The organism is Pseudomonas fluorescens (genome assembly GCF_003732425.1).
Lineage (GTDB): Bacteria > Pseudomonadota > Gammaproteobacteria > Pseudomonadales > Pseudomonadaceae > Aquipseudomonas > Aquipseudomonas fluorescens_BE.
On the sequence record NZ_MOBX01000005.1, the window covers coordinates 1 to 22,869 of the forward strand.

A 22,869-nucleotide genomic window follows, 5' to 3' on the forward strand; every position below is an offset into this window, starting at 1 on the left:
AAACCATGTCCCCGGTCTCAAACGTAAAGGATGTACCCGGTCTTTACCCACCCCAGCCCTCTCCCAGAGGGAGAGGGGGAAAGGGAGCAGATCTCTGTGCTTTTCAAACCTGAGTTCGACTCAGAATTTTCAGTCGATGTACCTCGCACAAAACACCGCGATCAGTCCCCTCTCCCTCCGGGAGAGGGCTAGGGTGAGGGCAGCAATCGCCAGCCGAACCCAAACCTCGAATCCCCCAGCGTAAAAAGCTTTTTGACAGCATCACATTTCAACAGGTTAGAATCGCTGGCACGCAGACTGCATGGTCAGTTTGTGCCCGCCTTTACGCTTCTGGAGTACTGCCTTTGAATGCGACGACCATCAACAGCCTGTTCTTGATCGGCGCGTTGCTGGTAGGCGCAAGCATTCTTGTCAGCTCGCTTTCTTCTCGTCTCGGCATTCCGATTCTGGTCATCATCCTGGCGGTCGGCATGGCGGCCGGGGTCGACGGTGGCGGGATCATTTTCGACAACTACCCGACGGCCTATCTGGTCGGCAACCTCGCCCTGGCGGTGATCCTCCTCGACGGCGGCTTGCGCACTCGGGTTTCAAGTTTCCGTGTGGCCTTGTGGCCGGCACTGTCGCTGGCTACGGTCGGGGTGTTGATCACCACCGGGCTGACCGGCATGGCTGCGGCGTGGCTGTTTGACCTTAATCTGATTCAAGGCCTGCTAATCGGCGCCATCGTCGGCTCAACCGACGCCGCAGCGGTGTTCTCGCTACTCGGCGGCAAGGGCCTAAACGAACGGGTAACCGCCAGCCTGGAAATCGAATCCGGCAGCAACGACCCAATGGCGGTGTTTCTCACCGTGACCCTGATCGACATGCTCGCCAGCGGCCAGACCGGCCTGCACTGGAGCCTGCTGACTCACTTGATCCGCGAGTTCGGCATCGGTGGCGTGATCGGCCTCGGTGGCGGTTGGTTGATGCTGCAACTGGTCAACCGCATCAACCTCGCGGCCGGCCTGTATCCGATTCTGGTAATCGCCGGCGGTCTGGTGGTATTCGCCCTGACCAACGCCCTGCACGGCAGCGGCTTCCTCGCCGTTTACCTGTGCGGCCTGGTCATCGGCAACCGTCCGGTGCGCAGCCGTCACGGCATTCTGCACATGCTCGACGGCATGGCGTGGCTGGCGCAGATCGGCATGTTCCTGGTGCTGGGGCTACTGGTGACGCCCCACGATTTACTGCCGATCGCCCTGCCCGCCCTCGGTCTGGCACTGTGGATGATTCTGTTTGCACGCCCCCTGTCGGTGATGGTCGGCCTGCTGCCGTTCAAGGCGTTCCATGGGCGCGAAAAAGCCTTTATTTCCTGGGTCGGCCTGCGCGGCGCGGTGCCGATCATTCTTGCAGTGTTCCCGCTGATGGCCGGGCTGCCGAACGCGCAGCTGTATTTCAACCTCGCGTTCTTCATCGTGCTGGTGTCACTGCTGGTGCAGGGCACGAGCCTGCCGTGGGTGGCCAAGTTGTTGAAGGTGACGGTACCGCCGGAGCCCGCGCCGATTTCCCGAGCAGCACTGGAAGTCCACGTCACCAGCGAGTGGGAACTGTTCGTTTATAAGCTTGGCGCGGAGAAATGGTGCATCGGTTCGCCCCTGCGCGAACTGAAAATGCCCGAAGGTACGCGCATCGCCGCCCTGTTTCGTGGCCAGCAACTGCTCCATCCGTCGGGTAGTACGGTGCTGGAAGTCGATGATTTACTGTGCGTTATCGGTCATGAACACAACCTTGGCGCCCTCGGAAAACTGTTCAGTCAGGCGCCGCAACGTGGCCTCGATCTGCGTTTCTTCGGCGATTTCGTGCTCGAAGGAGACGCCCAGCTTAAAGCGGTTGCTGCACTCTATGGCCTGCCCGCCGAGGGCATCGATCCGGACATGACCCTGGGCGCCTTCATCGCCCACAAAGTCGGTGGTGCTCCGATCGTGGGCGACCAGGTTGAGTGGAACAATACCCACTGGACGGTTGCAGTCATGGACGGGAACAAGATCGGCAAAGTGGGCGTCAGATTCCCCGAAGGAAGTCGCCCGGGCCCCGGGCTCTTCCTCTAAACTGCGTTCACTCTCACTTGCTTGACCGGTCTCTATGCCTACCCTGCGCTCCTTTTTCGCCGCGGCCCTGCTGGGCCTGAGTCTTACCGTCGGCCCGCTGTACGCCGCCGAACCACCGTCCAGCGACGCCGTGCAGGCCAGCCTGGACAAACTCGCCGACAGCAAACTGCCGGATGCCGATAAAAAGAGCCTGCAGACCGTCCTGCAGAACACGCTCAATCAACTGAACAATCAGCGTGATTACGAGCAGAAGCTGATTGATCTCAAGCAGCAACTGGCCACCGCGCCCAAGCAGACGATCGAAAACACCCGCGAACTGACGCGCCTCAAAGCCACGCCCGTGGTACCGGTGGCGCAGCGTTTCCCCAAGGAGTCGATTCCGCAGCTGGAGCAAATCCTCACCGATCGCTCGACCCAGCAAAGTGATATGCAAAAGGCCCTGGCCGACGCCAACAGCCTGATCATCACCGCCCAGACCCGGCCCGAGCGCGCCCAGGCTGAGATTTCCACCAGTCAGACGCGCATCCAGCAGATCAATAACATCCTCAAGTCCGGCAAGGACGCAGGCAAGACCGTCAGCGCCGAGCAACGCGACCAGTTGAACGCCGAGCTGGCGGCGCTGAACGCACTGATCCCGTTACGCCGTCAGGAGCTGGCCGGCAACAGCCAGTTGCAGGATCTGGGCAATGCTCAGCATGACTTGCTCTCGGAGAAGTCTGACCGCCTCGACCGCGAGATTCAGGAACTGCAAACCCTGATCAACCAGAAGCGTCTGGCGCAGTCGCAGGAAACCGTCACCCAGCAATCTATCGAAGCGCAGAAGGCCGGCAGCAGCAGCCTGCTCGCCACCGAAAGCGCCGCCAACCTCAAGCTATCGGACTATCTGCTCAAGAGCACCGACCGTCTCAACGAGGTCACTCAGCAGAATCTGCAAACCAAACAGCAGCTCGACACGTTGACCCAAAGCGACTCGGCGCTGGATGAGCAGATCAACGTGCTCAAGGGCAGCCTGCTGCTGTCGAAGATTCTTTATAAGCAGAAACAGGCGCTGCCACGCCTCAAGGTCGACCGCGATCTGGCGGACCAGATCGCCGACATTCGCCTGTACCAGTTTGATGTCAGCCAGCAGCGCGAGCTGCTGAGCAATCCGGCGGCCTATGTCGACAACCTGCTGGCCACCCAGCCACCGGAACAAGTCACCCCGCAGTTACGCAAAAGCCTGCTGGATCTGGCCAATACCCGAGTTGATCTGCTGGAGCGTCTGAACCGTGAACTGAGCTCGATGCTCAACGAATCGATCACCCTGCAACTCAACCAGAAACAACTGCTGAGCACCGCGCAGAGCCTGCGCGCAACGCTGGACGAGCAGATGTTCTGGATTCCGAGCAACAAGCCGCTGGACCTTGAGTGGATGCGTGGTGTGCCGGAGCGCCTTAAGCGTCAGGTCGACACCCTGCCGTGGGCCTCGAGCCTGAGCGAACTGACCGACGGCCTGACCCAACGGCCGTTGCTGTTCCTGCCGCTGGCCCTGCTGATCGGCGCCCTGTTGTGGCGACGCAAGAATCTGTACGCGCGATTGAACAAGGTTCACCAGGACATTGGTCACTTCAAACGCGACAGCCAGTGGCACACCCCGCAGGCGATCCTGATCAATATCCTGCTGGCGATGCCGGTGGCACTGGGTCTGGCGCTATGCGGTCTGGCCTTGCAGATCGACGCGCGAGGGCAGAATGCCAACATGGGCGCGGCGCTGCTGCAAATGGGCCAGGCCTGGCTGGTGTTCTACACCGCTTACCGGATTCTCGCGCCCGGCGGCGTGGCAGAATTGCACTTCCGCTGGGAAAAACCCCAGGTCGAATTCCTGCAAGGCTGGGTACGCCGGCTCGGACTGGTGGTCATGGCACTGGTGGCCGTGGTGGCGGTCGCCGAATTACAACCGGCAGCACTCGCCGACGATGTACTCGGTATGCCAGTGGTACTGACCTGCTACGCATTGATGGCCTGGCTGCTCAGTCGCTTGCTGATCAGCAGCCCGGCCCACGAAAACGCCTCGCTGTTCCGTAAGGCCGTCGGGGTGATGTTCACCCTGCTGCCGATCGCGTTGTTTGTCGCTGTGTGCTTCGGCTACTACTACACCGCGCTGAAACTCAGTGACCGCCTGATCAACACCCTGTACCTGCTGATGTTCTGGCTGGTGATCGAAGCTACCTTCGTCCGTGGTCTGAGCGTTGCCGCGCGTCGCCTGGCTTATCAGCGTGCCCTGGCCAAACGTCAGGCGGCGAAAGAGGCCGGCGACGGCGAAGCGGTGATCGAAGAACCGACCCTGGACATCGAAAAGGTCAACGAACAGTCCCTGCGCCTGATCCGTCTGGCCCTGCTCGGCGGTTTCATCGCGGCGCTGTACTGGGTCTGGTCAGACCTGATTTCGGTGTTCTCGTACCTCGACAACATCACCCTCTACGAATACACCAGCGGCACCGGCGCCAACATGAGCATGGTGCCGATCAGCATCGGCGACATGCTCGGCGCGCTGATCATCATCGGCATCACCTTCGCCCTCGCGCGCAACTTGCCCGGTTTGCTCGAAGTGTTCGTGCTGTCCAAGCTCAATCTGGCCCAGGGCAGTGCCTATGCGACCACGACGTTGCTGTCGTATGTGATCGCCGGCGTCGGTTTCGTCTCGACCCTGTCGACCCTCGGCGTCAGTTGGGACAAGTTGCAATGGCTGGTGGCGGCGCTGTCCGTCGGCCTCGGTTTCGGCATGCAGGAGATCTTTGCGAACTTCATCTCCGGCATCATGATCCTCTTCGAACGCCCGGTGCGGATCGGCGACACCATCACCATCGGCAACCTGTCGGGCACGGTGAGCAAGATCCGCATCCGCGCCACGACCATCACTGACTTCGACCGCAAGGACATCATTGTCCCGAACAAGACGTTCATCACCGGGCAACTGATCAACTGGTCGCTGACCGACACCATCACCCGAGTGACACTGAAACTCGGCGTCGATTACGGCTCGGACCTGGATCTGGTCAAGGAACTGCTGCTCAAGGCCGCACGCGAGAACCCGCGCGTACTCAAGGAACCCGAGCCGCACGTGTACTTCCTCAACTTCGGCGAAAGCACCCTCGACCACGAGTTGCGCATGCACGTGCGTGACCTCGGCGACCGCAACCCGGTACTCGATGAGGTCAACCGCTTCATCAACCGCGAGTTCAAGAAGCAGCACATCAACATCTCGTTCCGGCAGATGGAGGTGTACCTGAAGAACCTTCACGGTCAGGAATACAAGATGGTGCCGATCGAGCCGGAAACGAAAACCATCGTGCCGATTGCCGACGATCAGAAACCGTTGCAAGAGCCGCCGCCGGCCAAACTCGACTAACCGGTCTATTCCCAGCAGAATGCTCGGACATTCTGCTGGAGCCGGCCCTTGAAAGCCCTCGACGAACTGACCTTCGACAATCGCTTCGCCCGCCTGGGCGATGCGTTCTGCGCCCACGTGCTGCCCGAGCCGATCGACCATCCGCGCCTGGTCGTCGCCAGCCCGGCAGCCTTGGCCTTGCTGGACCTCGAACCGGCGACTGCCGAAACCGCGGAATTTGCCGAACTGTTTGGCGGCCACAAGCTGTGGGCCGATGCCGAGCCGCGGGCGATGGTCTATTCCGGGCACCAGTTCGGCGGTTACACGCCGCAACTGGGCGACGGTCGTGGTTTATTGCTGGGCGAGGTGTACAACGCGGCCGGCGAGCATTGGGACCTGCACCTGAAGGGCGCCGGACAGACACCGTTTTCGCGCATGGGCGATGGCCGCGCGGTGCTGCGTTCGTCGATCCGCGAATTCCTCGCCTCCGAAGCCTTGTTCGCGTTGAACATTCCTTCGTCGCGCGCGGCGTGCGTGATCGGCTCCGACACCCCGGTCTGGCGCGAAAAGCAGGAGCGCGCGGCGATGGTGCTGCGCTTGGCGCCGAGCCACATCCGCTTTGGCCACTTCGAATATTTCTATTACACCAAGCGCCCCGAGCAGCAGAAGCAACTCGGCGAGCATGTGCTGGCGATGCACTTTCCCGAGTGCCTGGAACAACCGGAACCGTATCTGGCGATGTTCCGCGAGATCGTCGAGCGCAACGCCGAGCTGATCGCCAAGTGGCAGGCCTACGGTTTCTGCCACGGCGTGATGAACACCGACAACATGTCGATCCTCGGCATCACCTTCGACTTCGGCCCGTTCGCCTTCCTTGACGACTTCGACGCCAACTTCATCTGCAACCACTCGGATGATCAGGGGCGCTATTCGTTCAGCAATCAGGTGCCGGTCGGCCAGTGGAACCTCAGTGCGCTGGCGCAGGCATTGACGCCGTTCATCAGCGTCGAAGCGCTGCGCGAAACTCTCGGGCTATATCTGCCGCTGTTCCAGGCGCATTACCTGGACCTGATGCGCCGTCGTTTCGGCTTTACCAGCGCTGAAGAGGACGACCAGCAACTGCTGGAGAGCCTGCTGCAACTGATGCAGAACAGCGGCGTCGATTACACGCTGTTCTTCCGTCGACTCGGCGAAGCAGCAGCCGCACAAGCCGTGGCCCGTTTGCGCGACGATTTCGTCGACATCAAGGGCTTTGATGCCTGGGGCGAACGCTACGTCGCCCGGGTTGCCCGCGATGGCGACGCCGATCAGGAAAAGCGCCGCGCACGGATGCATGCGGTCAATCCGTTGTACATCCTGCGCAACTACCTGGCGCAAAAAGCCATCGATGCGGCTGAGCAAGGCGATTACTCAGAGGTACGCCGGCTGCATGCGGTGCTGAGCAAGCCGTTTGAGGAGCAGCCGGGCATGGAGAGCTATGCCGAGCGGCCTCCGGAGTGGGGCAAGCATTTGGAGATCAGTTGTTCTTCGTGAGTGCCAGCGCCTCATCTTGATAAACAGTTCGTACGGCACCAGATAAGTTGTACGAACCGCTAAACTCAACGAGCCGAACATGACCACCCCACTCCTCATCCCCTGCCCCTCCTGCAACGGCCTCAACCGCATCCCGGCCGAGCGCCTCGCAGACCAGCCAAAATGCGGGCGCTGCAAATCCGCCGTGCTGCTGAACAAACCCTTCGAACTCAAGCAAGGCGACTACGCCAGCCAGATCAAAGGTGATCTGCCGCTGCTGGTGGATGTCTGGGCGGACTGGTGTGGGCCGTGCAAGTCGTTTGCACCGGTGTTCGAACAGGCGGCGGCGCAACTGGCGGGCAAGTGCCGGTTGGCCAAGCTCGACAGCGAGGCCAATCAGCAATTGTCGGCGCAGTTGGGGATTCGCTCGATTCCGAGCCTGATTCTGTTCAAGAACGGCAAGGAAGTGGCGCGGCAGAGCGGCGCGTTTCCGCTGCCGCAGTTGATGGCCTGGCTGCGTAGCCAGGGGATCTGACCCAACACAAATCCAATTGTAGGAGTGAGCCTGCTCGCGAAGGCGTCCGGTCAGTCAACTCAGATGTTGAATCTACCGGCCTCTTCGCGAGCAGGCTCGCTCCCACAGTGTGGGGGTGCAATTTGGGAGATCAGTGATCTTCGAGCAAGTTGTGCAGTTCGACGAACTGCTGGGTCAGCTTGTGGCGCGGGTCGAGATGGATCAGCGGCATGCTGGCCTGGTGCGATTCGCGCATGCGCACTGAACTGCTCAGGTACACCGGCAGCACCGGTAGACCTTCGGCAATCAGCTCATCGAGAATCTGCTGCGGCAGGCTCGCCCGGGCCTGGAACTGGTTCACCACAATACCTTCGACTTCCAGGCCTTCGTTGTGGTCGTCTTTCAACTCCTCGATCTCCGCGATCAGCCCGTACAGAGCCTGACGGGAAAAGCTGTCGCAATCGAAGGGGATCAGCACGCGATCGGCAGCAATCAACGCCGATACCGCATAAAAGTTCAGCGCCGGCGGCGTATCGAGATAAATCCGGTCGTAATCCTCGGACAGCTCATCGAGCAATTTGCGCAGCTTGTTGATCTTGTGTTTGGCCTCAAGCTTGGGCTGCAAGTCAGCCAGCTCGGCCGTGGCGGTGATGATGTGCAGGTTGTCGAACGGGGTTTCGTAGATGTCCGCCTGATTCTTTTTCGAGAACGGCCCGGAAGACAGGGTCTGCTTGAAAAAGTCGGCAATGCCCATCGGGATGTCGTCGCCGGTGAGCCCGGTCAGATACTGAGTGGAGTTGGCCTGGGCGTCGAGGTCGACCAACAGCGTGCGATAACCCTCGCTGGCGCTGACCGCCGCCAGATTGCAGGCAATGCTGGACTTGCCTACCCCACCTTTCTGATTGAACACCACGCGCCGCATGACAAAACCTCCGTGTATCAAAGAATGACCGAGTGTAGATGCGTGCGGGTTGGCTTCGCTACCTTCATGGACACGGACTACAGGGTCAGGTGCAAATATCCCCATGGCAACAGAGCAAAAACTGCAATTGATCGCCGAAATGTCCGACAGACAAAGCTCCGTCTATCTGGATAATGGCCAATTGACACTCTTTACCATGAACCACTCGGTACATTTCGTTGTGCAACATGTAACCAGCATTTGCTACACACTCGTCGCACCGGGATAATGCGCGCCACCCGGCGCCATGCGCCACGTCAAGCCTGCTGCGGCTCTGGCCACTCAACGCGTCAACAAATGCCCGCAGGGGCGGGATGAATGTCCGTGATCAACTTCAACATCGCCCAATGGCGCGCGTGGGCCCCTGGCCTCGACAGCGTGGACGCCTGGCAGGCCTGGAGCCGACAACCGGTCGTACTCCAGCGCAGTGATGCCGCGCCCGATGTGTCGTTTTTACCGGCCATGCAGCGCCGTCGCCTCAGCCGACTGGCGCGCATGGCGTTCAGCGTAGGCTGGCCCCTGGCCGACGGGCGGGACAACCTGCCGCTGGTCTTCGTCTCGCGCCACGGTGAAACCCCACGGACTTACGACATCCTTAGCGATCTGGCGACCGAACAGCCGCTGTCGCCGACCCAGTTCAGCCTCTCCGTGCACAACGCGATCATCGGTCTGTGGTCGATCATGCGTGGCGAAACCAGCGAAATGACCGCTCTCGCTGCGGCCGGCGACGGCCTTGAGCACGGCATGCTCGAAGCGGCGGCGCTGCTCAATGAAGGCGCCCCCGCGGTGCTGCTGGTCATTACCGAAGAGCAACCGCCCGAAGCCTATTCGGCGTGGATCGACGATGTCCCTTTTCCCTACGCACTCGGGCTTTTGCTCACCCCCGGTACCGACTGGCGGCTGACCCTGAACAGCGCCACAGAAACACGGTCAAAAGCGCACTGGCCCCACGCGCTCAATCTGTTGCAAACCCTGCTCGGCCAGCAAACCCATTGCCAACATGCGTGGAAAAATCGTGTATGGACCTGGCAACGCAACCCGTGACCGAAAAACACCGTGATGCCTATTACTGGCGCCTGCTGGCCACCGCCGCAAGCTTCGCCCTGTTCGGGCTAGGCGGGCTGTGCCTGCGTGTGCTGGTGTTTCCGCTGTTGGCTTGCCTGCCCGGTGACGCGGTTGTGCATCGCCAACGCGCGCGGCAGACCGTCAGCCGGCTGTTCTGGTTTTTCGTGCGGTTCATGGCTCGTACCGGCGTACTGACCTATGACATTCAGGGCGCCGAGCGGCTCGGCCGGCCGGGGCAGATGATTATCGCCAACCACCCGTCGCTGATCGACGTGGTGTTCCTCATCGGTCTGGTGCGCCAGGCCAATTGCGTGGTGAAAAAAAGCCTGTGGGAAAACCCCTTCACCCGTGGTCCGTTGTGCCGCACCGAATACATCAGCAACGACGGCAGCATGGACATGCTCGATGCCGCCGCGCAGTCCCTGCAGAACGGCCAGACCCTGATCATCTTTCCCGAAGGCACGCGCACCCAGCCCGGTCAGGCCCCGGCCTTTCATCGGGGCGCTGCGGCGATTGCCCTGCGCGGTGCGAAAATCCTCACGCCGGTGATCATCAAGGTCAGCCCGACCACATTGACCAAAGCCGAACCCTGGTATCGGATCCCCAGCCGCCGCGTGCACTTCAGTTTTCGCGTCGGGGCCGATATAGACCCACAAGCCTTCGCCGCGCAAGGCCCTGCACCGCAGGCCTCGCGCAAGCTCAACGATTATTTGCACACCTACTTCATTAAGGAGCTCGCCGAAGATGAGCGATCTGAACACCCCTAGCCTGGTGCGTGACATCAAACTGCTGATCATCGACGCCCTCGGCCTCGAAGACATCAGCGTCGACGACATCGGTGACGACCAGACGCTGTTCGGCGAAGGCCTGGGCCTGGATTCCGTCGACGCGCTGGAGCTGGGTCTGGCCATCCAGAAAAAATACGGCATCAAGATCGACGCCGACGCCAAAGACACCCGTAACCATTTCACCAACGTGGCCAGCCTTGCGGCGTTCGTCACGGCAAAACAGGCAGCTTGAGACCGGACCATGCAAACTCGTGACGATATTTTCAACACCCTGCGCGATGCCTTGGTCGAGCTGTTCGAACTGGATCCTGCCCGTGTAAGCCTGGACGCCAACCTGTATCAGGATCTGGAAATCGACAGCATCGACGCGGTCGATCTGATCGATCACATCAAGCGCCAGACCGGCAAGAAAATTGCCGCCGAAGAATTCAAATCGGTGCGCACTGTCGGCGACGTGGTCGAGGCGGTCTACCGTCTGGTTCAACCGGCCGCATGAGCCGATTGATCGGCCTCGGCCTGCTGCTGGCCGGTCTGCTGTACCCCTTTGCGGTGTATTTCGGCATGGAGCACTTTGCCCCGTGGCAGTTCGGCCTGCTGTTGGGCAGCCTGTGGCTGGCGCGCGCACTGACTGGCGAACGCAAACCCGGCAGCCTGTGGATGGCTGTCGTGGCCATTGTGTTCTGCCTGCTGCTGGCGCTGTTCGACAACCCGTTGTTGCTGCGCTGGTATCCGGTGCTGATCAGCGGTTTCATGCTGGTGCTGTTCAGCCTGAGCCTGAAATTCGGGCCACCAATGGTTGAGCGCCTGGCGCGCTTGCATGAGCCGGAGCTACCGGACATTGCGATTCGCTATACGCGAAAGGTCACCGTGGCCTGGAGTGTGTTTTTCTTCTGCAACGGTTTGTGCGCCGCCCTCCTGACCCTGTGGGCGCCGCTGAATTGGTGGATGTTGTACACCGGCCTGATCTCCTATGGATTGATCGGCCTGATGTTTGCCATTGAATGGCTGATACGACAACGGGTAAGAGGCCGTACATGAACTGGATAAAACTTGAGCAGCTATTGCTCAAGCCTGTGCCGGCGCGGGCCATCAGCCACGCCCCGGCCCTCGAACATGCGCAACTGTGCGAACAGGCCTTGAGCGTTGCCGCCGGTCTGCAAGCGCAAGGCGTGAAACGCCTGGCTGTGCATCTGGAAGATGCCGCCGAACTGGCCATCGCTTTGCTGGGCGCATGGCGCGCGGGCGTCAGTGTTCTGTTGCCCTCGGATCTGCAAGCGCAAACCCGCCAGCGCTGGGCGAGCGAAGTCGACCTGTGGCTGACGGATCAAGCCGATGACGCTCATCTGAGCGACGTTCAGCAGCCGCCGCTACCCGGCGCCGAACTGGATCTCGACCAGTGTCGTCTGAGTCTGTGCACGTCCGGTTCCAGCGGCGAGCCCAAGCGCATCGACAAAACCTTGCGTCAACTGGCCAATGAAGTCGAAGCGCTGGAGCAACTGTGGGGCGCGGATCTCGGCGAGGCCTGCGTCATCGGCAGCGTCGCCACTCAACATATCTACGGTTTGCTGTTTCGCGTGCTGTGGCCGCTGTGCGCCGGGCGTCCGTTTGTGCGCCGGCAACTGGCGTTCCCCGAAGACTTGCAGCGCGCCAGCCGCGAACATCCAGCCTTTGCATGGGTGGCCAGCCCGGCATTGCTCAAGCGCATGGGCGACAACCTCGACTGGCCGGCCCTGAGTGCCGTACGCCGGGTGTTTTCCTCCGGCGGTGCGTTGCCATTCGAGGCTGCGCAAAGTCTGCAGCAACGCTTGCAGCAATGGCCGACGGAAATCCTCGGCAGCTCGGAAACCGGCGGTATCGCCTGGCGTCAGGGCCAACCGCTGTGGCAACCGTTCGCCAATGTCGAACTGAGTCAGGACAGCGACGGCGCCCTGCTGATCGCCTCACCTTACTTGCCTGCCGGGCACGTCGAACACACCGCCGACGCCGCGCGCATTGGCAGCGATGGTCGCTTCGAACTGCTCGGGCGACTGGACCGGATCGTCAAGCTCGAAGAAAAACGCATCTCGCTGCCCATGCTCGAACAAGCTTTGGTCGCCCACGACTGGGTCGCCGAAGCACGTCTGGGCGTGGTCCAGGAAAATCGCGCCTCTCTCGGTGCTCTGCTGGTGCTCAGCGATGCCGGCCTGTTTGCCTTGCGTGAGCACGGCCGTCGCAGCCTGACCGAAACCCTGCGCCAGCATTTGCGCCAACACTGTGAAGCCCTGGCCCTGCCCCGGCGCTGGCGGCTGGTGCGGCAATTGCCATTGAACAGCCAAGGCAAGTTGCCGCAGGCCGATATCGAAGCGCTGTTGCTGGCGCCGCGACCGAAAGCGCCCGAGGTATTGGAACAAGTCGAAACTGCTGGCGAGTGGAGCCTGCAACTGAGCGTGCCGCCGGATCTGGCCTACTTCAGCGGCCACTTCCCCAAGGCTCCCGTCCTGCCCGGCGTGGTCCAGGTGGAATGGGCACTGAACCTCGGTCGCCAATTGCTCAATTTGACCGGTCCGTTCGCCGGCATGGAAGTGCTGAAATTCCAGCAACTGGTGCGTCCCGGCGATGAAGTCCAACTGCACCTGCGTTTCGACCCGGAGCGCCGCAAGTTGTATTTCGCTTACCGTAATGACACGGCGACCTGCTCCAGCGGACGAATCCTGCTAGGAGCTGCCGATGCATAACCTGTGGCGAGGGAGCTTGCTCCCGCTGGGTTGCGCAGCAGCCCCAAACATACTCGACACCCTACCGGGGGCGAGCGCTGCGCACTCGAGCGGGAGCAAGCTCCCTCGCCACAAAGGGCAGGTACTCCATGCATAACCCCTGTGCAGTGATCCCGGTTTATAACCACGAAACCGCGATCGGCTCCGTGGTCGATGCTCTGCTCGCGCAAGACCTGCCGTGCATTCTGGTGGACGACGCCAGCAGCCCGTCCTGCGCAAAAGTGCTCGACGTACTGGCCGAACGCGACAACGTGCACCTGGTGCGCCTGACTGCCAATCAGGGCAAGGGCGGCGCGGTGATGACCGGTTTGCGTGAAGCCTCGCTATTGGGTTTCAGCCATGCGCTGCAGGTCGATGCCGACGGGCAGCACGATTTGCACGATGTCGCCCGCTTCGTCGAGGAATCCCGCGCCCATCCCGAGGCAATGATCTGCGGTTATCCGCTGTTCGACGAGAGCGTTCCGAAAGGCCGCTTGTACGCGCGCTACCTGACCCATGTGATGGTCTGGATCAACACGCTGTCGCTGCAGATTCGCGATTCGATGTGCGGTTTCCGCGTCTATCCGCTGGCGCCGACGCTGGCGGTGATCGACTCGGCAAAAGTCGGCAAGCGCATGGATTTCGACTCGGACATTCTCGTGCGCCTGTCGTGGCGCAATCAGCCGATGCGCTGGCTGCAAACCAGCGTGCATTACCCGCTGGACGGTGTGTCGCACTTCCGGCTGTTCCACGACAACGCGCTGATTTCCAGCATGCACACACGGCTGTTTCTCGGCATGTTGCTGCGTTTCCCGGTGATCCTCTGGCGGCGGTGGCGCGCATGACTGGCGAGGCCGACAAAAAGCACTGGGCCGACCGCGAAGAGCGCGGCAGCTTCTTGCTGATGAAATTCACCGCATTCGCCGCCAAGGTTCTGGGGCGACGCCTGCTCAGTCCGCTGCTGTACGGCATCGTCCTGTACTTTTTCCTGTTCGGCCGCACCGCACGGCGCAGTGCCTGGCAATACCAGCAGCGCCTGGCCGCGTGGAGCCAGCGCGAAGATTTACGCGCCACTCATTGGCGGGTGTTCGGTCAATTCATGGCGTTCGCCGATTCGATGCTCGACAAGCTCGACGTATGGAACGGCAAACTGCGCATCGAACAAATCGAAATCATCGACCCGGCCCTGCTGCGCAATCAATTGCGCGGCAGTCGCGGGCAACTGCTGGTCGGCGCGCACCTGGGCAATCTTGAAGTGTGTCGCGCACTGGCCGAGATCGGCGAAAAGGTCACCATGAACGTGCTGGTGCACACCAAGCACGCCGAGCAATTCAACCGCCTGCTCGGTGAAGCTGGCGCGACCAATCTGCGCCTGATTCAGGTCAGCGAACTCGACCCGGTGATCATGCTGCAACTGCACGAACGGCTGGAGCGCGGCGAGTGGCTGGCGATTGCCGGCGACCGCGTGCCGCTGCACGGCGGGCGCAGTGTCACCGTGGACTTTCTCGGCCATCCGGCGCCGTTCCCGCAAGGCCCGTGGCTGCTCGCCGGCCTGCTGAAATGCCCGGTCAACCTGCTGATGTGCCTCAAGCAACCGGACGGCCACTACCGTCTGACCCTCGAACCCTTCGCCGATGCCGTGGTGTGGAAGCGCAGCGAGCGCGAGCAGGTCATTCATCAGTGGGCCACCCGCTATGCGCAGCGCCTGAGTCACTATTGCCTCGAAGCGCCGCAACAATGGTTCAACTTTTACCCTTTCTGGAAGACCGATGACGACGCCAACCCATGAGCCGGTAACCTTCGGCGAACGCCCTTTGCACATCGAAGACGTGCTGGCTCTGGCCAACCGTCAGGCACCCGTGCAGTTGCAGAGCGATGCCGACTATCGCGAACGCATCGCCAAGGGCGCGCGGTTTCTCGATTCGCTGCTGGACAAGGAAGGCGTGATCTACGGCGTGACCACCGGTTACGGCGACTCCTGCGTGGTTGCGGTGCCGCTGCATCACGTCGAAGCGCTGCCGCGTCACCTCTACACCTTTCACGGTTGCGGACTGGGTAAACTGCTCGACGCGCAAGCCACCCGCGCAGTGCTGGCGGCGCGTTTGCAGTCGCTGTGCCACGGCGTCTCCGGAGTGCGCGTAGAGCTTCTCGAACGCCTGCACGCCTTTCTCGAAAACGACATCCTGCCGCTGATCCCCGAAGAGGGCTCGGTCGGTGCCAGCGGTGATCTGACGCCGCTGTCCTACGTCGCCGCGACCTTGTCCGGCGAGCGTGAAGTGATGTTCCGTGGCGAACGTCGTCAGTCTGCCGATGTGCATCGCGAACTCGGCTGGACGCCTTTGGTGTTGCGCCCCAAAGAAGCGCTGGCACTGATGAACGGCACTGCGGTGATGACCGGTCTCGCCTGCCTCGCTTACGCCCGCGCCGACTACCTGCTGCAACTGGCCACACGCATCACCGCGCTCAATGTGGTCGCGCTGCAAGGCAACCCGGAGCACTTCGACGAACGCCTGTTCGCCGCCAAACCGCATCCGGGGCAGATGCAGGTGGCCGCATGGTTGCGCAAGGATCTGGCGATCGATGCGCCGACCGCGCCGCTGCATCGCCTGCAGGATCGTTACTCGTTGCGTTGCGCCCCGCACGTGCTCGGTGTGTTGGCCGACAGCCTGACCTGGCTGCGTTCATTCATCGAAACCGAACTGAACAGCGCCAACGACAACCCGATCATCGACGCCGAAGCCGAACGCGTGTTGCACGGTGGGCACTTCTACGGCGGGCACATCGCGTTCGCCATGGACAGCCTGAAAAACCTGGTGGCCAACGTTGCTGACCTGCTGGATCGGCAACTCGCGCTGCTGGTTGATGAACGCTACAACCACGGCCTGCCGAGCAACCTCTCCGGTGCTCCGGCGGATCGCGCCATGATCAACCACGGTTTCAAAGCCGTGCAGATCGGCACCAGCGCGTGGACCGCCGAAGCACTGAAAAACACCATGCCGGCCAGCGTGTTCTCACGCTCCACCGAGTGCCACAACCAGGACAAAGTCAGCATGGGCACCATCGCCGCCCGCGACGCGATCCGCGTGCTGGAACTGACCGAACAGGTCGCCGCCGCCACCCTGCTGGCGGCCAATCAAGGCGTGTGGCTGCGTGCTCAAGCCGAAGACGCGCGACCGCTGCCACCGTCGCTGGCCGCGATGTATGAAGAACTGGCCAAGGACTTCCCGCCGGTCATCGAAGACCGCGCCCTGGAAGGCGAATTGCGCCTGTGCCTGCAACGCATCGCCGCGCAACACTGGAGGCTGCATGCGTAGCGCCGGAGTGCTTCACGCCGACACCGAAATCCTCGTGCCGTTCTTTGACGTCGACACCATGCACGTCGTGTGGCACGGCCATTACGTCAAGTATCTGGAAGTGGCGCGTTGCGCGCTGCTCGACAAGATCGGCCACAACTACACGCACATGGTCGAGGCCGGTTATGCCTGGCCGATCATCGACCTGCAACTGCGCTACGTGCGCGGTGCAGTGTTCGGTCAGCGCCTGAATGTGCGCGCCAGCCTGGTCGAGTGGGAAAACCGCCTGAAGATCAATTACCTGATCACCGACCTGCAAAGCGGCGAACGCCTGACCCGCGCCAGCTCGGTGCAGGTCGCCGTCGAAGTGAGCAGTCGCGAGATGCAACTTGCCTCACCGAAAGTCTTCACCGATGCCGTGGAAAGGATGCTGCGATGAACCTGTTATTCAGAAGCCTTGGCGCAGTGGCGCTGCTGGCCGTGTCGTCGCTGGCCAACGCCTTCGACCTGCAACAACTGAGCGAGCAACTGGCGAAACCGGACGTGATCCACGGCCAGTTCATCCAGGAAAAACACCTGCGCGCCCTGCCCCAGCCGTTGCTCAGTAAGGGCCACTTCGTCCTGGCGAAAAACCACGGTCTGCTCTGGCTGCTGAAAACCCCGCTGCAACAGGACTACCGCATCACCGCCAAGGGCATCGCCCGGCGTGAAGGCAACGGCTGGCAACTGCTGCCGAACAAGAGCGCCGGGGCCGAGCAGAACCGCTTGTTCCTCGCCGTACTGCAAGGTGACAGCAGTGGCCTGCAACGCGACTTCGAACTGGCCCTGAGCGGCGATGCACAGCAGTGGAAACTCACCCTGACCCCGCGCTCGCTGCTGCTCAAGCAAGTGTTCAACCAGATCAACATCGACGGCGGCGCGCTGGTGCAAACCATCGAACTGCTCGAAACCCAGGGCGACAGCACCGTGCTGCGCATGCAGGACAGCACCGCCGGGCAACCGTTGAGCGACGCGGAGCAACATGACTTTGCCGAGTGAACGCAGGCTGCCCTGGCTGTTTCTGATCCTTTTGCTGGCGGTCATCGCGCTGGCCGGTTGGCAATGGCGCGACGGTGCGCCGCTATCAGCGAACCTGATGGAGCTGGTGCCCGGCACTCACCCGGACGCCCTCGAACAGCGCGCCGAACAACGCATGCAGGAACCGCTCAACCGCGAAATGCTGGTGCTGGTCGGCCACGCCGATCGTCAGCACGCGGTGGCGATGGCGCAAACGCTGGGCGAGCAATGGCAGGCCAGTGGTCTGTTCGAGAAAGTGCAGTGGAACCTGCAGGCGGATCTGCCCGCGCTGCGCACGCAACTGCTGCACGGGCGACTGGCGATGCTCTCGGCGGATGATCGGCAACTGCTGATCGAACACCCCGACGTGTTCATTCAGCAACGCGTACAAGCCCTGTTCGACCCGTTCAGCGGTTTCAGTCTGGTGCCGAGTCAGGATGACTGGCTGGGCCTGACCGGGCGCATCCAGAACAGCCAGCCGCAGCACGGTTCGGTGCAACTGGACATCGGCAGCGGCGCGCTGATTGCCGATGCCGACGGCAAGAGCTGGGTGCTGCTACGGGCACGGACCACCGGCAATGCTTTCGATATGAACCTGCCGCTGCAAGTCGCGGCACTGCTGCAAACCAGCCGCGAGCAGGCGGCGAAATCCGACGTGCAACTGCTGGCCGCCAGCGGCTTGTTGTACGCCGCCAACGGTCAACAGCAAGCGACTCGCGAAATGACTTGGGTCGGCGGCGGTGCCACGGTCGGTATTCTGTTGCTGCTGTTGCTCGCTTTCCGCCGTTGGCGCGTGTTGCTGGCGTTCGTGCCGGTGCTGGTCGGCATGCTGTTCGGCGCGGTGGCGTGTGTGGCGCTGTTCGGCCATATGCACGTGATGACACTGGTGCTCGGCTCCAGCCTGATCGGCGTGGCCGTGGATTACCCGCTGCACTATCTGTCGAAGAGCTGGAGCCTGAAGCCATGGCGCAGTTGGCCGGCGTTGCGTTTGACGCTTTCCGGGCTGACCCTGAGCCTGATCACCAGTGCCATCGGTTATCTGGCGCTGGCGTGGACGCCGTTCCCGGCGCTGACGCAAATCGCCGTGTTCTCCGCCGCCGGCTTGCTCGGTGCCTATCTGTCGGCGGTGTGCCTGTTGCCGGCACTGCTGAAAAACGTTGAACTGCGTCCCGCGCAATGGCCGCTGCACCTGGCCGAGCGCATGGTCGCGCTGCGCGAAAAACTCCTCGAACGCGTGCGCACGCCAGTGTTGCTGGCGCTGCTGATCGCCTTCTGTGTGGGCGGTCTGCTGCAGTTGCAAAGCAAGAATGACATTCGCCAGTGGGTCGGCGCACCGCAACGCCTGACCGATGAAGCGCAGACCATCGCGCGCATCACCGGCTATCAGCCGACCAGCCAGTTTTTCCTCGTACGCGCCGACAATCAGCAGCAATTGCTCGAGCGGCAAGCCGCGCTGAGCGAGCGTCTGCAGCAACTGGTCAACCTCGACAAGCTGCAAGGCTATCTGGCCCTCGATCAATTGGTCAGCCCGCCGAACCAGCAAGAACAGGTGCGCCAGGCGCTGAACAAGTTGCCGCAATACTGGCAGCCACTGCTCGAACTCGGCGTGCCGCTCGCCGCCCTGCAAAACGAACTGCAACAGCTGCAGACTGTGCCCGCCGAGGACATCGACGCGGCACTGGCCGGCCCGCTCGGCGAGCCTTATCGCACGCTCTGGCTCGGCCCCAGCGAAAACGGCGTGGCGGCGATGACCAGCCTGCAAGGTTTGAACAACCCGGCGCTGTTGCGGGTGCAGGCGCTGGATTTGCCGGGGGTGACGCTGGTCGATCGTCTCGGTGAGTTGAATGAAGTCTTTGCGGCGACGCAAATCAGCGCCGCTGAACTGAAACTCGCTTCCTGTGCGTTGATCGTGCTGATGCTGATGTTGCCGTTCGGTCTCGGCGGTGCCCTGCGCATCGTCGCCCTGCCACTGCTCGCCGCGCTGTGCAGTCTGGCCAGCCTTGGCTGGCTCGGTCAGCCGCTGACCCTGTTCAGCCTGTTCGGCCTGCTGCTGGTGACGGCGATCAGCGTTGACTACGCGATTCTCATGCGTGAACAAGTCGGCGGTGCGGCGGTGAGCCTGCTCGGCACCCTGCTGGCCGCTGTGACGACATGGCTGTCGTTTGGTTTGCTGGCGGTTTCCAGCACCCCGGCGGTGAGCAACTTCGGTCTGTCGGTAAGCCTCGGCCTCGCGTTCAGTTTCATGCTCGCACCGTGGGCCGGACGCCACGAACAGGCCGCCGCCGTCACGGAGCCAGCAGCGTGATGGTCGTCGGCTTCTGGCTGCTGGCCCTGGCGTTGTTCGCCGTGGCCACGCGCATCGGGCGCCATTTCGGCCTGATCCCGATCGTCAGCCAATTGCTACTGGCGAGCTTCGGCTTGCCGCTGCTGATGTATTTCTGGATCGAGCCGGGCTGGCAGCTCAGTGGCGCCGAACTGATCGCGCCAGACTGGCTGAAGAACCTCTACAGCCTGAGTTTTGCCCTGCTGCTCGGGCATATCCTCAGTGATGTGATCGACCTGAAACTCGATCGCCAGAGCGTGAAAATCGCCCTGCCGAGTTTCCTCGTGCCGTTCGCCTGCGGCCTGGCGGCAGCGTATTGGCTGTTGCCCGCGCAGCCGTGGCTCAACTCATTGGCGATCGGTCTGGTGTTCGCGATTACCGCGATCCCGGTGCTGTACCTGTACCTGCGCCACATCGAATATCCGCCGGCCGCCACTCGGCGACTGGTGCAGACCGCGATCCTCATTGACCTGACCTGCTGGACGCTGTTTGGCCTCGCTCAGGGCAGTCTGCATCTGAGCAGTCTGTTACTGCCGCTGGGGCTCGCCTGTGTGCCGTTGTTGTTGCGCCTGCTCGCTGTGCGCCGGCCGTTGACCTACAGCCTCGGTTTCTTTGCGCTGCTGGTGATGGCCGAGCATTACAAACTCAACGCGCTGATCTTCGGCATCGGCTACCTGCTGTGCATGGCCGCGCTGAAAGTGCCGCTGGTGCTGCCGTTGCCGGCGCGCTGGATGAGCCGTTTGCAGACGTGGCTGGCGATCCCGCTGATTCTGACGTTCGGCATCGTCCAGATCGACGTGCACAGTGCCCTCGCCAGCCTTGGTCCGCTGCAATGGGCGGCGCTGCTGCTGTTGCCGATTGCCAGTAAACTGCTCGGCAACTGGCTCGGTCTCGGCTGGGCCGGCGCCTCGTTCGAAGGCGCCAGCCGCTGGCGCGAAAGTGTGCTGCTGAACATTCGTGGCCTGAGCGAAATCGTCTTCCTCAATTTGCTGTTGCAACAACAACTCATCACGCCGGCGCTGTATTTCGCGCTGATGCTGATGGGCCTGATCGCGACGCTGCTACCGGCCCTGATCGGCCTGCATCGCGCGCCATTGAATCTGCAACATCCTTTGCCCCGGAGTTCACGTGCCAATCGTTGAAATGGAATCCCGTCAGGTCGTGATCATCGGCGCCGGTCCCTCCGGCGCCATCGCTGCGGCGTTGCTCAAGCGCAAGGGCCACGATGTGCTGGTGATCGAGCGCCAGCATTTTCCGCGCTTTTCGATCGGTGAAAGCCTGCTCAGCCATTGCCTGGATTTCGTCGAAGAAGCCGGCATGCTCGACGCCGTCAATGCCGCCGGATTCCAGCGCAAGACCGGCGCCGCATTCGCCTGGGGCGAGCGTTACAGCGCCTTCGATTTCAGCGACACCTTCACTGATGGCAAGCCGACCACGTTCCAGGTCCAGCGCGCCGACTTCGACAAGCTGCTGGCCGATCAAGCGGCGTTGCAAGGCGCGGAAATCCGCTACGGCGACGCCATCGTCAGCGTCGATTTCGACCGAGTGAAACCGCAACTGGAGGTGCGTCGCGAAGACGGCAGCGAGTATCGCGTCGAAGCCGATTTCGTCCTTGATGCCAGTGGCTACGGCCGTGTGCTGTCACGCTTGCTGGACCTGGAAGCACCCTCGAATTTCCCCGTGCGTCAGGCCGTGTTCACCCACGTCGACGATCACATCGACAACCCGGCGTTCGACCGCGAAAAAATTCTCGTCACCACCCATCCGGAGCATCGCGATATCTGGTTCTGGACGATCCCGTTCAGCAACGGCCGTTGCTCGGTGGGCGTGGTCGCGGCGCAAGAGCATTTCAACGGCCGCGATGCCGATCTGGATGCCTGCCTGCGCGGCTTCATCGCCGAAACCCCGAGCCTTGCCGGCGTATTAAAAAACGCGGTGTGGGACACCCCGGCGCGCACGCTCGGTGGTTATGCCGCCAATGTGAAAACCCTGCATGGGCCGGGCTTTGCCTTGCTCGGCAATGCGGCAGAATTTCTTGACCCGGTGTTCTCCTCCGGCGTGACCATCGCCATGCGCTCGGCGAGCATGGCGGCAGCGGTGCTGCACCGTCAGTTGCAAGGTGAAACGGTCGACTGGCAAGGCGAATTTGCCGAGCCACTCAAGCGCGGCGTCGACACCTTCCGCTGCTACGTCGAGGGCTGGTATGCCGGTACTTTTCAAGACGTGATTTTTTATCAAGACAGCCAGGCCGACATCCGCCGGATGATCTGCTCGATCCTCGCCGGCTACGCCTGGGATGAACGCAACCCGTTCGTCAGTGAAGCCCGCCGCCGCTTGAAGATGATTTCCGAACTCTGTGCAAAGGACGCCCCATGAATTACTTGAGCGACAGCTACGTCGAGGAAACCCGCTTCGGTCTCTGGTTCCTGCGCAGCCACACCTGGCAGCACCATGTGTTGCGCGTGGCGATCAATGATTTACGCGGTTTGTTCAGTGAAGCACTGCCGCAAAACCCGGTACTGCTGGATGCCGGTTGCGGTCAGGGCAAGTCGTTCGCTCATCTGCGCCAGACCTTCGCGCCACAGCGCCTGATCGGCGTTGATGCCGACCCGCACAGCCTTGAATTGAGCGGCGAAGAAGCGGCGCGTCTGGATCTGGAGGTGGAGCTGGTCGGCAGTGACTGCGCGACGCTCGATGTGCCGGACGCCAGCGTTGATCTGCTGTTCTGCCACCAGACCTTTCATCATTTGGTCGAGCAGGAAAAGGCCCTCGCCGAGTTTTATCGGGTGCTGAAACCGGGTGGCTATCTGCTGTTCGCCGAGTCCACCGAGGCTTACATTGATACGTGGGTGATCCGCTGGTTGTTCCGTCATCCGATGCACGTGCAAAAGAGTGCGGCGCAGTATCTGCAGATGATTCGCGGGCAGGGTTTCGAGTTCGGCGAACGCAATGTTTCGTACCCGTATCTGTGGTGGAGCCGGTCGAAGGATTTCGGTTTGCTCGAGCGGTTCGGCTTGCGCAAGCCGAAGCCGTTTGGTGAACGGGAAGAGACGTTGGTCAACGTGGTAGCGCGTAAACCGCTTGAAGGTGATCGTTGATGCGACACATAACCTGTGGGAGCGAGCCTGCTCGCGAAAGCAATGGGTCAGCCAGCCTCTTTGTTGAATGTGC

The 22,869-nt window shown here is 61.8% G+C and carries 20 protein-coding genes; 19 read left to right on the top strand and 1 reads right to left on the bottom strand.

The window, feature by feature from the left end; genetic code table 11:
* The first annotated feature begins 344 nt into the window (after positions 1 to 344).
* From BK670_RS07860 to trxC, 4 genes are all read left to right on the top strand, one after another.
* Positions 345 to 2,087 carry a potassium/proton antiporter gene (locus tag BK670_RS07860; RefSeq protein WP_007909521.1) on the top strand — a complete coding sequence of 581 codons (1,743 nt, stop codon included), beginning with the start codon at positions 345 to 347 and terminating at the stop codon, positions 2,085 to 2,087.
* Positions 2,088 to 2,121: 34 nt separating this feature from the next.
* Entirely contained in the window at positions 2,122 to 5,475 is a 3,354-nt protein-coding gene (mscK, locus tag BK670_RS07865; RefSeq protein ID WP_123449318.1) for a mechanosensitive channel MscK, read from the top strand.
* A gap of 48 nt (positions 5,476 to 5,523) precedes the next feature.
* The gene (selO, locus tag BK670_RS07870) at positions 5,524 to 6,987 is read left to right on the top strand and encodes a protein adenylyltransferase SelO (protein WP_123449319.1); all 1,464 of its coding nucleotides are present in this window, start codon (positions 5,524 to 5,526) and stop codon (positions 6,985 to 6,987) included.
* A 79-nt stretch (positions 6,988 to 7,066) separates the two neighbouring features.
* Complete coding sequence (gene trxC / locus BK670_RS07875) at positions 7,067 to 7,501, top strand: thioredoxin TrxC (RefSeq protein ID WP_123449320.1); 435 nt, start codon at positions 7,067 to 7,069, stop codon at positions 7,499 to 7,501.
* Between the two features lie 130 nt (positions 7,502 to 7,631).
* On the opposite strand, the gene BK670_RS07885 is transcribed toward trxC, so the two are convergent.
* Positions 7,632 to 8,402, bottom strand: a complete 771-nt coding sequence (locus tag BK670_RS07885) for a ParA family protein (RefSeq protein WP_016772022.1) — start codon at positions 8,400 to 8,402, stop codon at positions 7,632 to 7,634.
* Positions 8,403 to 8,759: 357 nt separating this feature from the next.
* On the opposite strand from BK670_RS07885, the gene BK670_RS07890 reads away from it, so the two are divergent.
* The 15 genes from BK670_RS07890 to BK670_RS07960 all read left to right on the top strand — a co-directional run bounded on the left by BK670_RS07890 (position 8,760) and on the right by BK670_RS07960 (position 22,796).
* Positions 8,760 to 9,485, top strand: a complete 726-nt coding sequence (locus tag BK670_RS07890) for a beta-ketoacyl synthase chain length factor (protein WP_034152928.1) — start codon at positions 8,760 to 8,762, stop codon at positions 9,483 to 9,485.
* Positions 9,461 to 10,273, top strand: a complete 813-nt coding sequence (locus BK670_RS07895) for a lysophospholipid acyltransferase family protein (RefSeq protein ID WP_123449321.1) — start codon at positions 9,461 to 9,463, stop codon at positions 10,271 to 10,273. Before BK670_RS07890 ends, BK670_RS07895 begins: the two co-directional genes overlap by 25 nt.
* Positions 10,251 to 10,526 carry a phosphopantetheine-binding protein gene (locus BK670_RS07900; RefSeq protein WP_123449322.1) on the top strand — a complete coding sequence of 92 codons (276 nt, stop codon included), beginning with the start codon at positions 10,251 to 10,253 and terminating at the stop codon, positions 10,524 to 10,526. Before BK670_RS07895 ends, BK670_RS07900 begins: the two co-directional genes overlap by 23 nt.
* A gap of 9 nt (positions 10,527 to 10,535) precedes the next feature.
* The gene (locus BK670_RS07905) at positions 10,536 to 10,790 is read left to right on the top strand and encodes an acyl carrier protein (protein ID WP_123449323.1); all 255 of its coding nucleotides are present in this window, start codon (positions 10,536 to 10,538) and stop codon (positions 10,788 to 10,790) included.
* Complete coding sequence (locus BK670_RS07910) at positions 10,787 to 11,332, top strand: COG4648 family protein (RefSeq protein ID WP_123449324.1); 546 nt, start codon at positions 10,787 to 10,789, stop codon at positions 11,330 to 11,332. Before BK670_RS07905 ends, BK670_RS07910 begins: the two co-directional genes overlap by 4 nt.
* The gene (locus BK670_RS07915; RefSeq protein ID WP_123449325.1) at positions 11,329 to 13,008 is read left to right on the top strand and encodes an acyl-CoA synthetase family protein; all 1,680 of its coding nucleotides are present in this window, start codon (positions 11,329 to 11,331) and stop codon (positions 13,006 to 13,008) included. The genes BK670_RS07910 and BK670_RS07915 overlap by 4 nt, the downstream gene beginning before the upstream one ends.
* A 128-nt stretch (positions 13,009 to 13,136) precedes the next feature.
* A complete protein-coding gene (locus tag BK670_RS07920; RefSeq protein WP_123449326.1) occupies positions 13,137 to 13,871 on the top strand; it encodes a glycosyltransferase family 2 protein in 735 nt (244 codons plus the stop codon).
* Positions 13,868 to 14,815 (top strand): LpxL/LpxP family acyltransferase, encoded by a 948-nt coding sequence (locus BK670_RS07925; protein ID WP_123449327.1) that lies wholly within the window; start codon positions 13,868 to 13,870, stop codon positions 14,813 to 14,815. The genes BK670_RS07920 and BK670_RS07925 overlap by 4 nt, the downstream gene beginning before the upstream one ends.
* Positions 14,796 to 16,340 carry an HAL/PAL/TAL family ammonia-lyase gene (locus BK670_RS07930; RefSeq protein ID WP_123449328.1) on the top strand — a complete coding sequence of 515 codons (1,545 nt, stop codon included), beginning with the start codon at positions 14,796 to 14,798 and terminating at the stop codon, positions 16,338 to 16,340. Before BK670_RS07925 ends, BK670_RS07930 begins: the two co-directional genes overlap by 20 nt.
* On the top strand, positions 16,333 to 16,758 hold the full coding sequence (locus BK670_RS07935; protein ID WP_123449329.1) for an acyl-CoA thioesterase: 426 nt from the start codon (positions 16,333 to 16,335) through the stop codon (positions 16,756 to 16,758). Before BK670_RS07930 ends, BK670_RS07935 begins: the two co-directional genes overlap by 8 nt.
* Positions 16,755 to 17,357, top strand: a complete 603-nt coding sequence (locus BK670_RS07940; protein ID WP_123449330.1) for an outer membrane lipoprotein carrier protein LolA — start codon at positions 16,755 to 16,757, stop codon at positions 17,355 to 17,357. The genes BK670_RS07935 and BK670_RS07940 overlap by 4 nt, the downstream gene beginning before the upstream one ends.
* Positions 17,341 to 19,680, top strand: coding sequence for an MMPL family transporter (locus BK670_RS07945; protein ID WP_123449331.1), 2,340 nt, complete (start codon positions 17,341 to 17,343; stop codon positions 19,678 to 19,680). Before BK670_RS07940 ends, BK670_RS07945 begins: the two co-directional genes overlap by 17 nt.
* On the top strand, positions 19,677 to 20,840 hold the full coding sequence (locus BK670_RS07950) for a cation:proton antiporter (protein ID WP_123449332.1): 1,164 nt from the start codon (positions 19,677 to 19,679) through the stop codon (positions 20,838 to 20,840). The genes BK670_RS07945 and BK670_RS07950 overlap by 4 nt, the downstream gene beginning before the upstream one ends.
* Positions 20,827 to 22,074, top strand: a complete 1,248-nt coding sequence (locus tag BK670_RS07955; RefSeq protein ID WP_123449333.1) for an NAD(P)/FAD-dependent oxidoreductase — start codon at positions 20,827 to 20,829, stop codon at positions 22,072 to 22,074. Before BK670_RS07950 ends, BK670_RS07955 begins: the two co-directional genes overlap by 14 nt.
* Positions 22,071 to 22,796: a class I SAM-dependent methyltransferase gene (locus tag BK670_RS07960; protein WP_123449334.1), complete on the top strand. Its 726-nt coding sequence runs from the start codon at positions 22,071 to 22,073 to the stop codon at positions 22,794 to 22,796. The genes BK670_RS07955 and BK670_RS07960 overlap by 4 nt, the downstream gene beginning before the upstream one ends.
* Positions 22,797 to 22,869 lie beyond the last annotated feature (73 nt).

Bases quoted from the DNA above. Each gene is read 5' to 3' on its own strand.
- mscK (WP_123449318.1), top strand. From the start codon at position 2,122: ATGCCTACCCTGCGCTCCTTTTTCGCCGCGGCCCTGCTGGGCCTGAGT.
- trxC (WP_123449320.1), top strand. From the start codon at position 7,067: ATGACCACCCCACTCCTCATCCCCTGCCCCTCCTGCAACGGCCTCAAC.
- BK670_RS07885 (WP_016772022.1), bottom strand. From the start codon at position 8,402: ATGCGGCGCGTGGTGTTCAATCAGAAAGGTGGGGTAGGCAAGTCCAGC.
- BK670_RS07890 (WP_034152928.1), top strand. From the start codon at position 8,760: ATGTCCGTGATCAACTTCAACATCGCCCAATGGCGCGCGTGGGCCCCT.
- BK670_RS07895 (WP_123449321.1), top strand. From the start codon at position 9,461: ATGGACCTGGCAACGCAACCCGTGACCGAAAAACACCGTGATGCCTAT.
- BK670_RS07900 (WP_123449322.1), top strand. From the start codon at position 10,251: ATGAGCGATCTGAACACCCCTAGCCTGGTGCGTGACATCAAACTGCTG.
- BK670_RS07905 (WP_123449323.1), top strand. From the start codon at position 10,536: ATGCAAACTCGTGACGATATTTTCAACACCCTGCGCGATGCCTTGGTC.
- BK670_RS07910 (WP_123449324.1), top strand. From the start codon at position 10,787: ATGAGCCGATTGATCGGCCTCGGCCTGCTGCTGGCCGGTCTGCTGTAC.
- BK670_RS07915 (WP_123449325.1), top strand. From the start codon at position 11,329: ATGAACTGGATAAAACTTGAGCAGCTATTGCTCAAGCCTGTGCCGGCG.
- BK670_RS07920 (WP_123449326.1), top strand. From the start codon at position 13,137: ATGCATAACCCCTGTGCAGTGATCCCGGTTTATAACCACGAAACCGCG.
- BK670_RS07925 (WP_123449327.1), top strand. From the start codon at position 13,868: ATGACTGGCGAGGCCGACAAAAAGCACTGGGCCGACCGCGAAGAGCGC.
- BK670_RS07930 (WP_123449328.1), top strand. From the start codon at position 14,796: ATGACGACGCCAACCCATGAGCCGGTAACCTTCGGCGAACGCCCTTTG.
- BK670_RS07935 (WP_123449329.1), top strand. From the start codon at position 16,333: ATGCGTAGCGCCGGAGTGCTTCACGCCGACACCGAAATCCTCGTGCCG.
- BK670_RS07940 (WP_123449330.1), top strand. From the start codon at position 16,755: ATGAACCTGTTATTCAGAAGCCTTGGCGCAGTGGCGCTGCTGGCCGTG.
- BK670_RS07945 (WP_123449331.1), top strand. From the start codon at position 17,341: ATGACTTTGCCGAGTGAACGCAGGCTGCCCTGGCTGTTTCTGATCCTT.
- BK670_RS07960 (WP_123449334.1), top strand. From the start codon at position 22,071: ATGAATTACTTGAGCGACAGCTACGTCGAGGAAACCCGCTTCGGTCTC.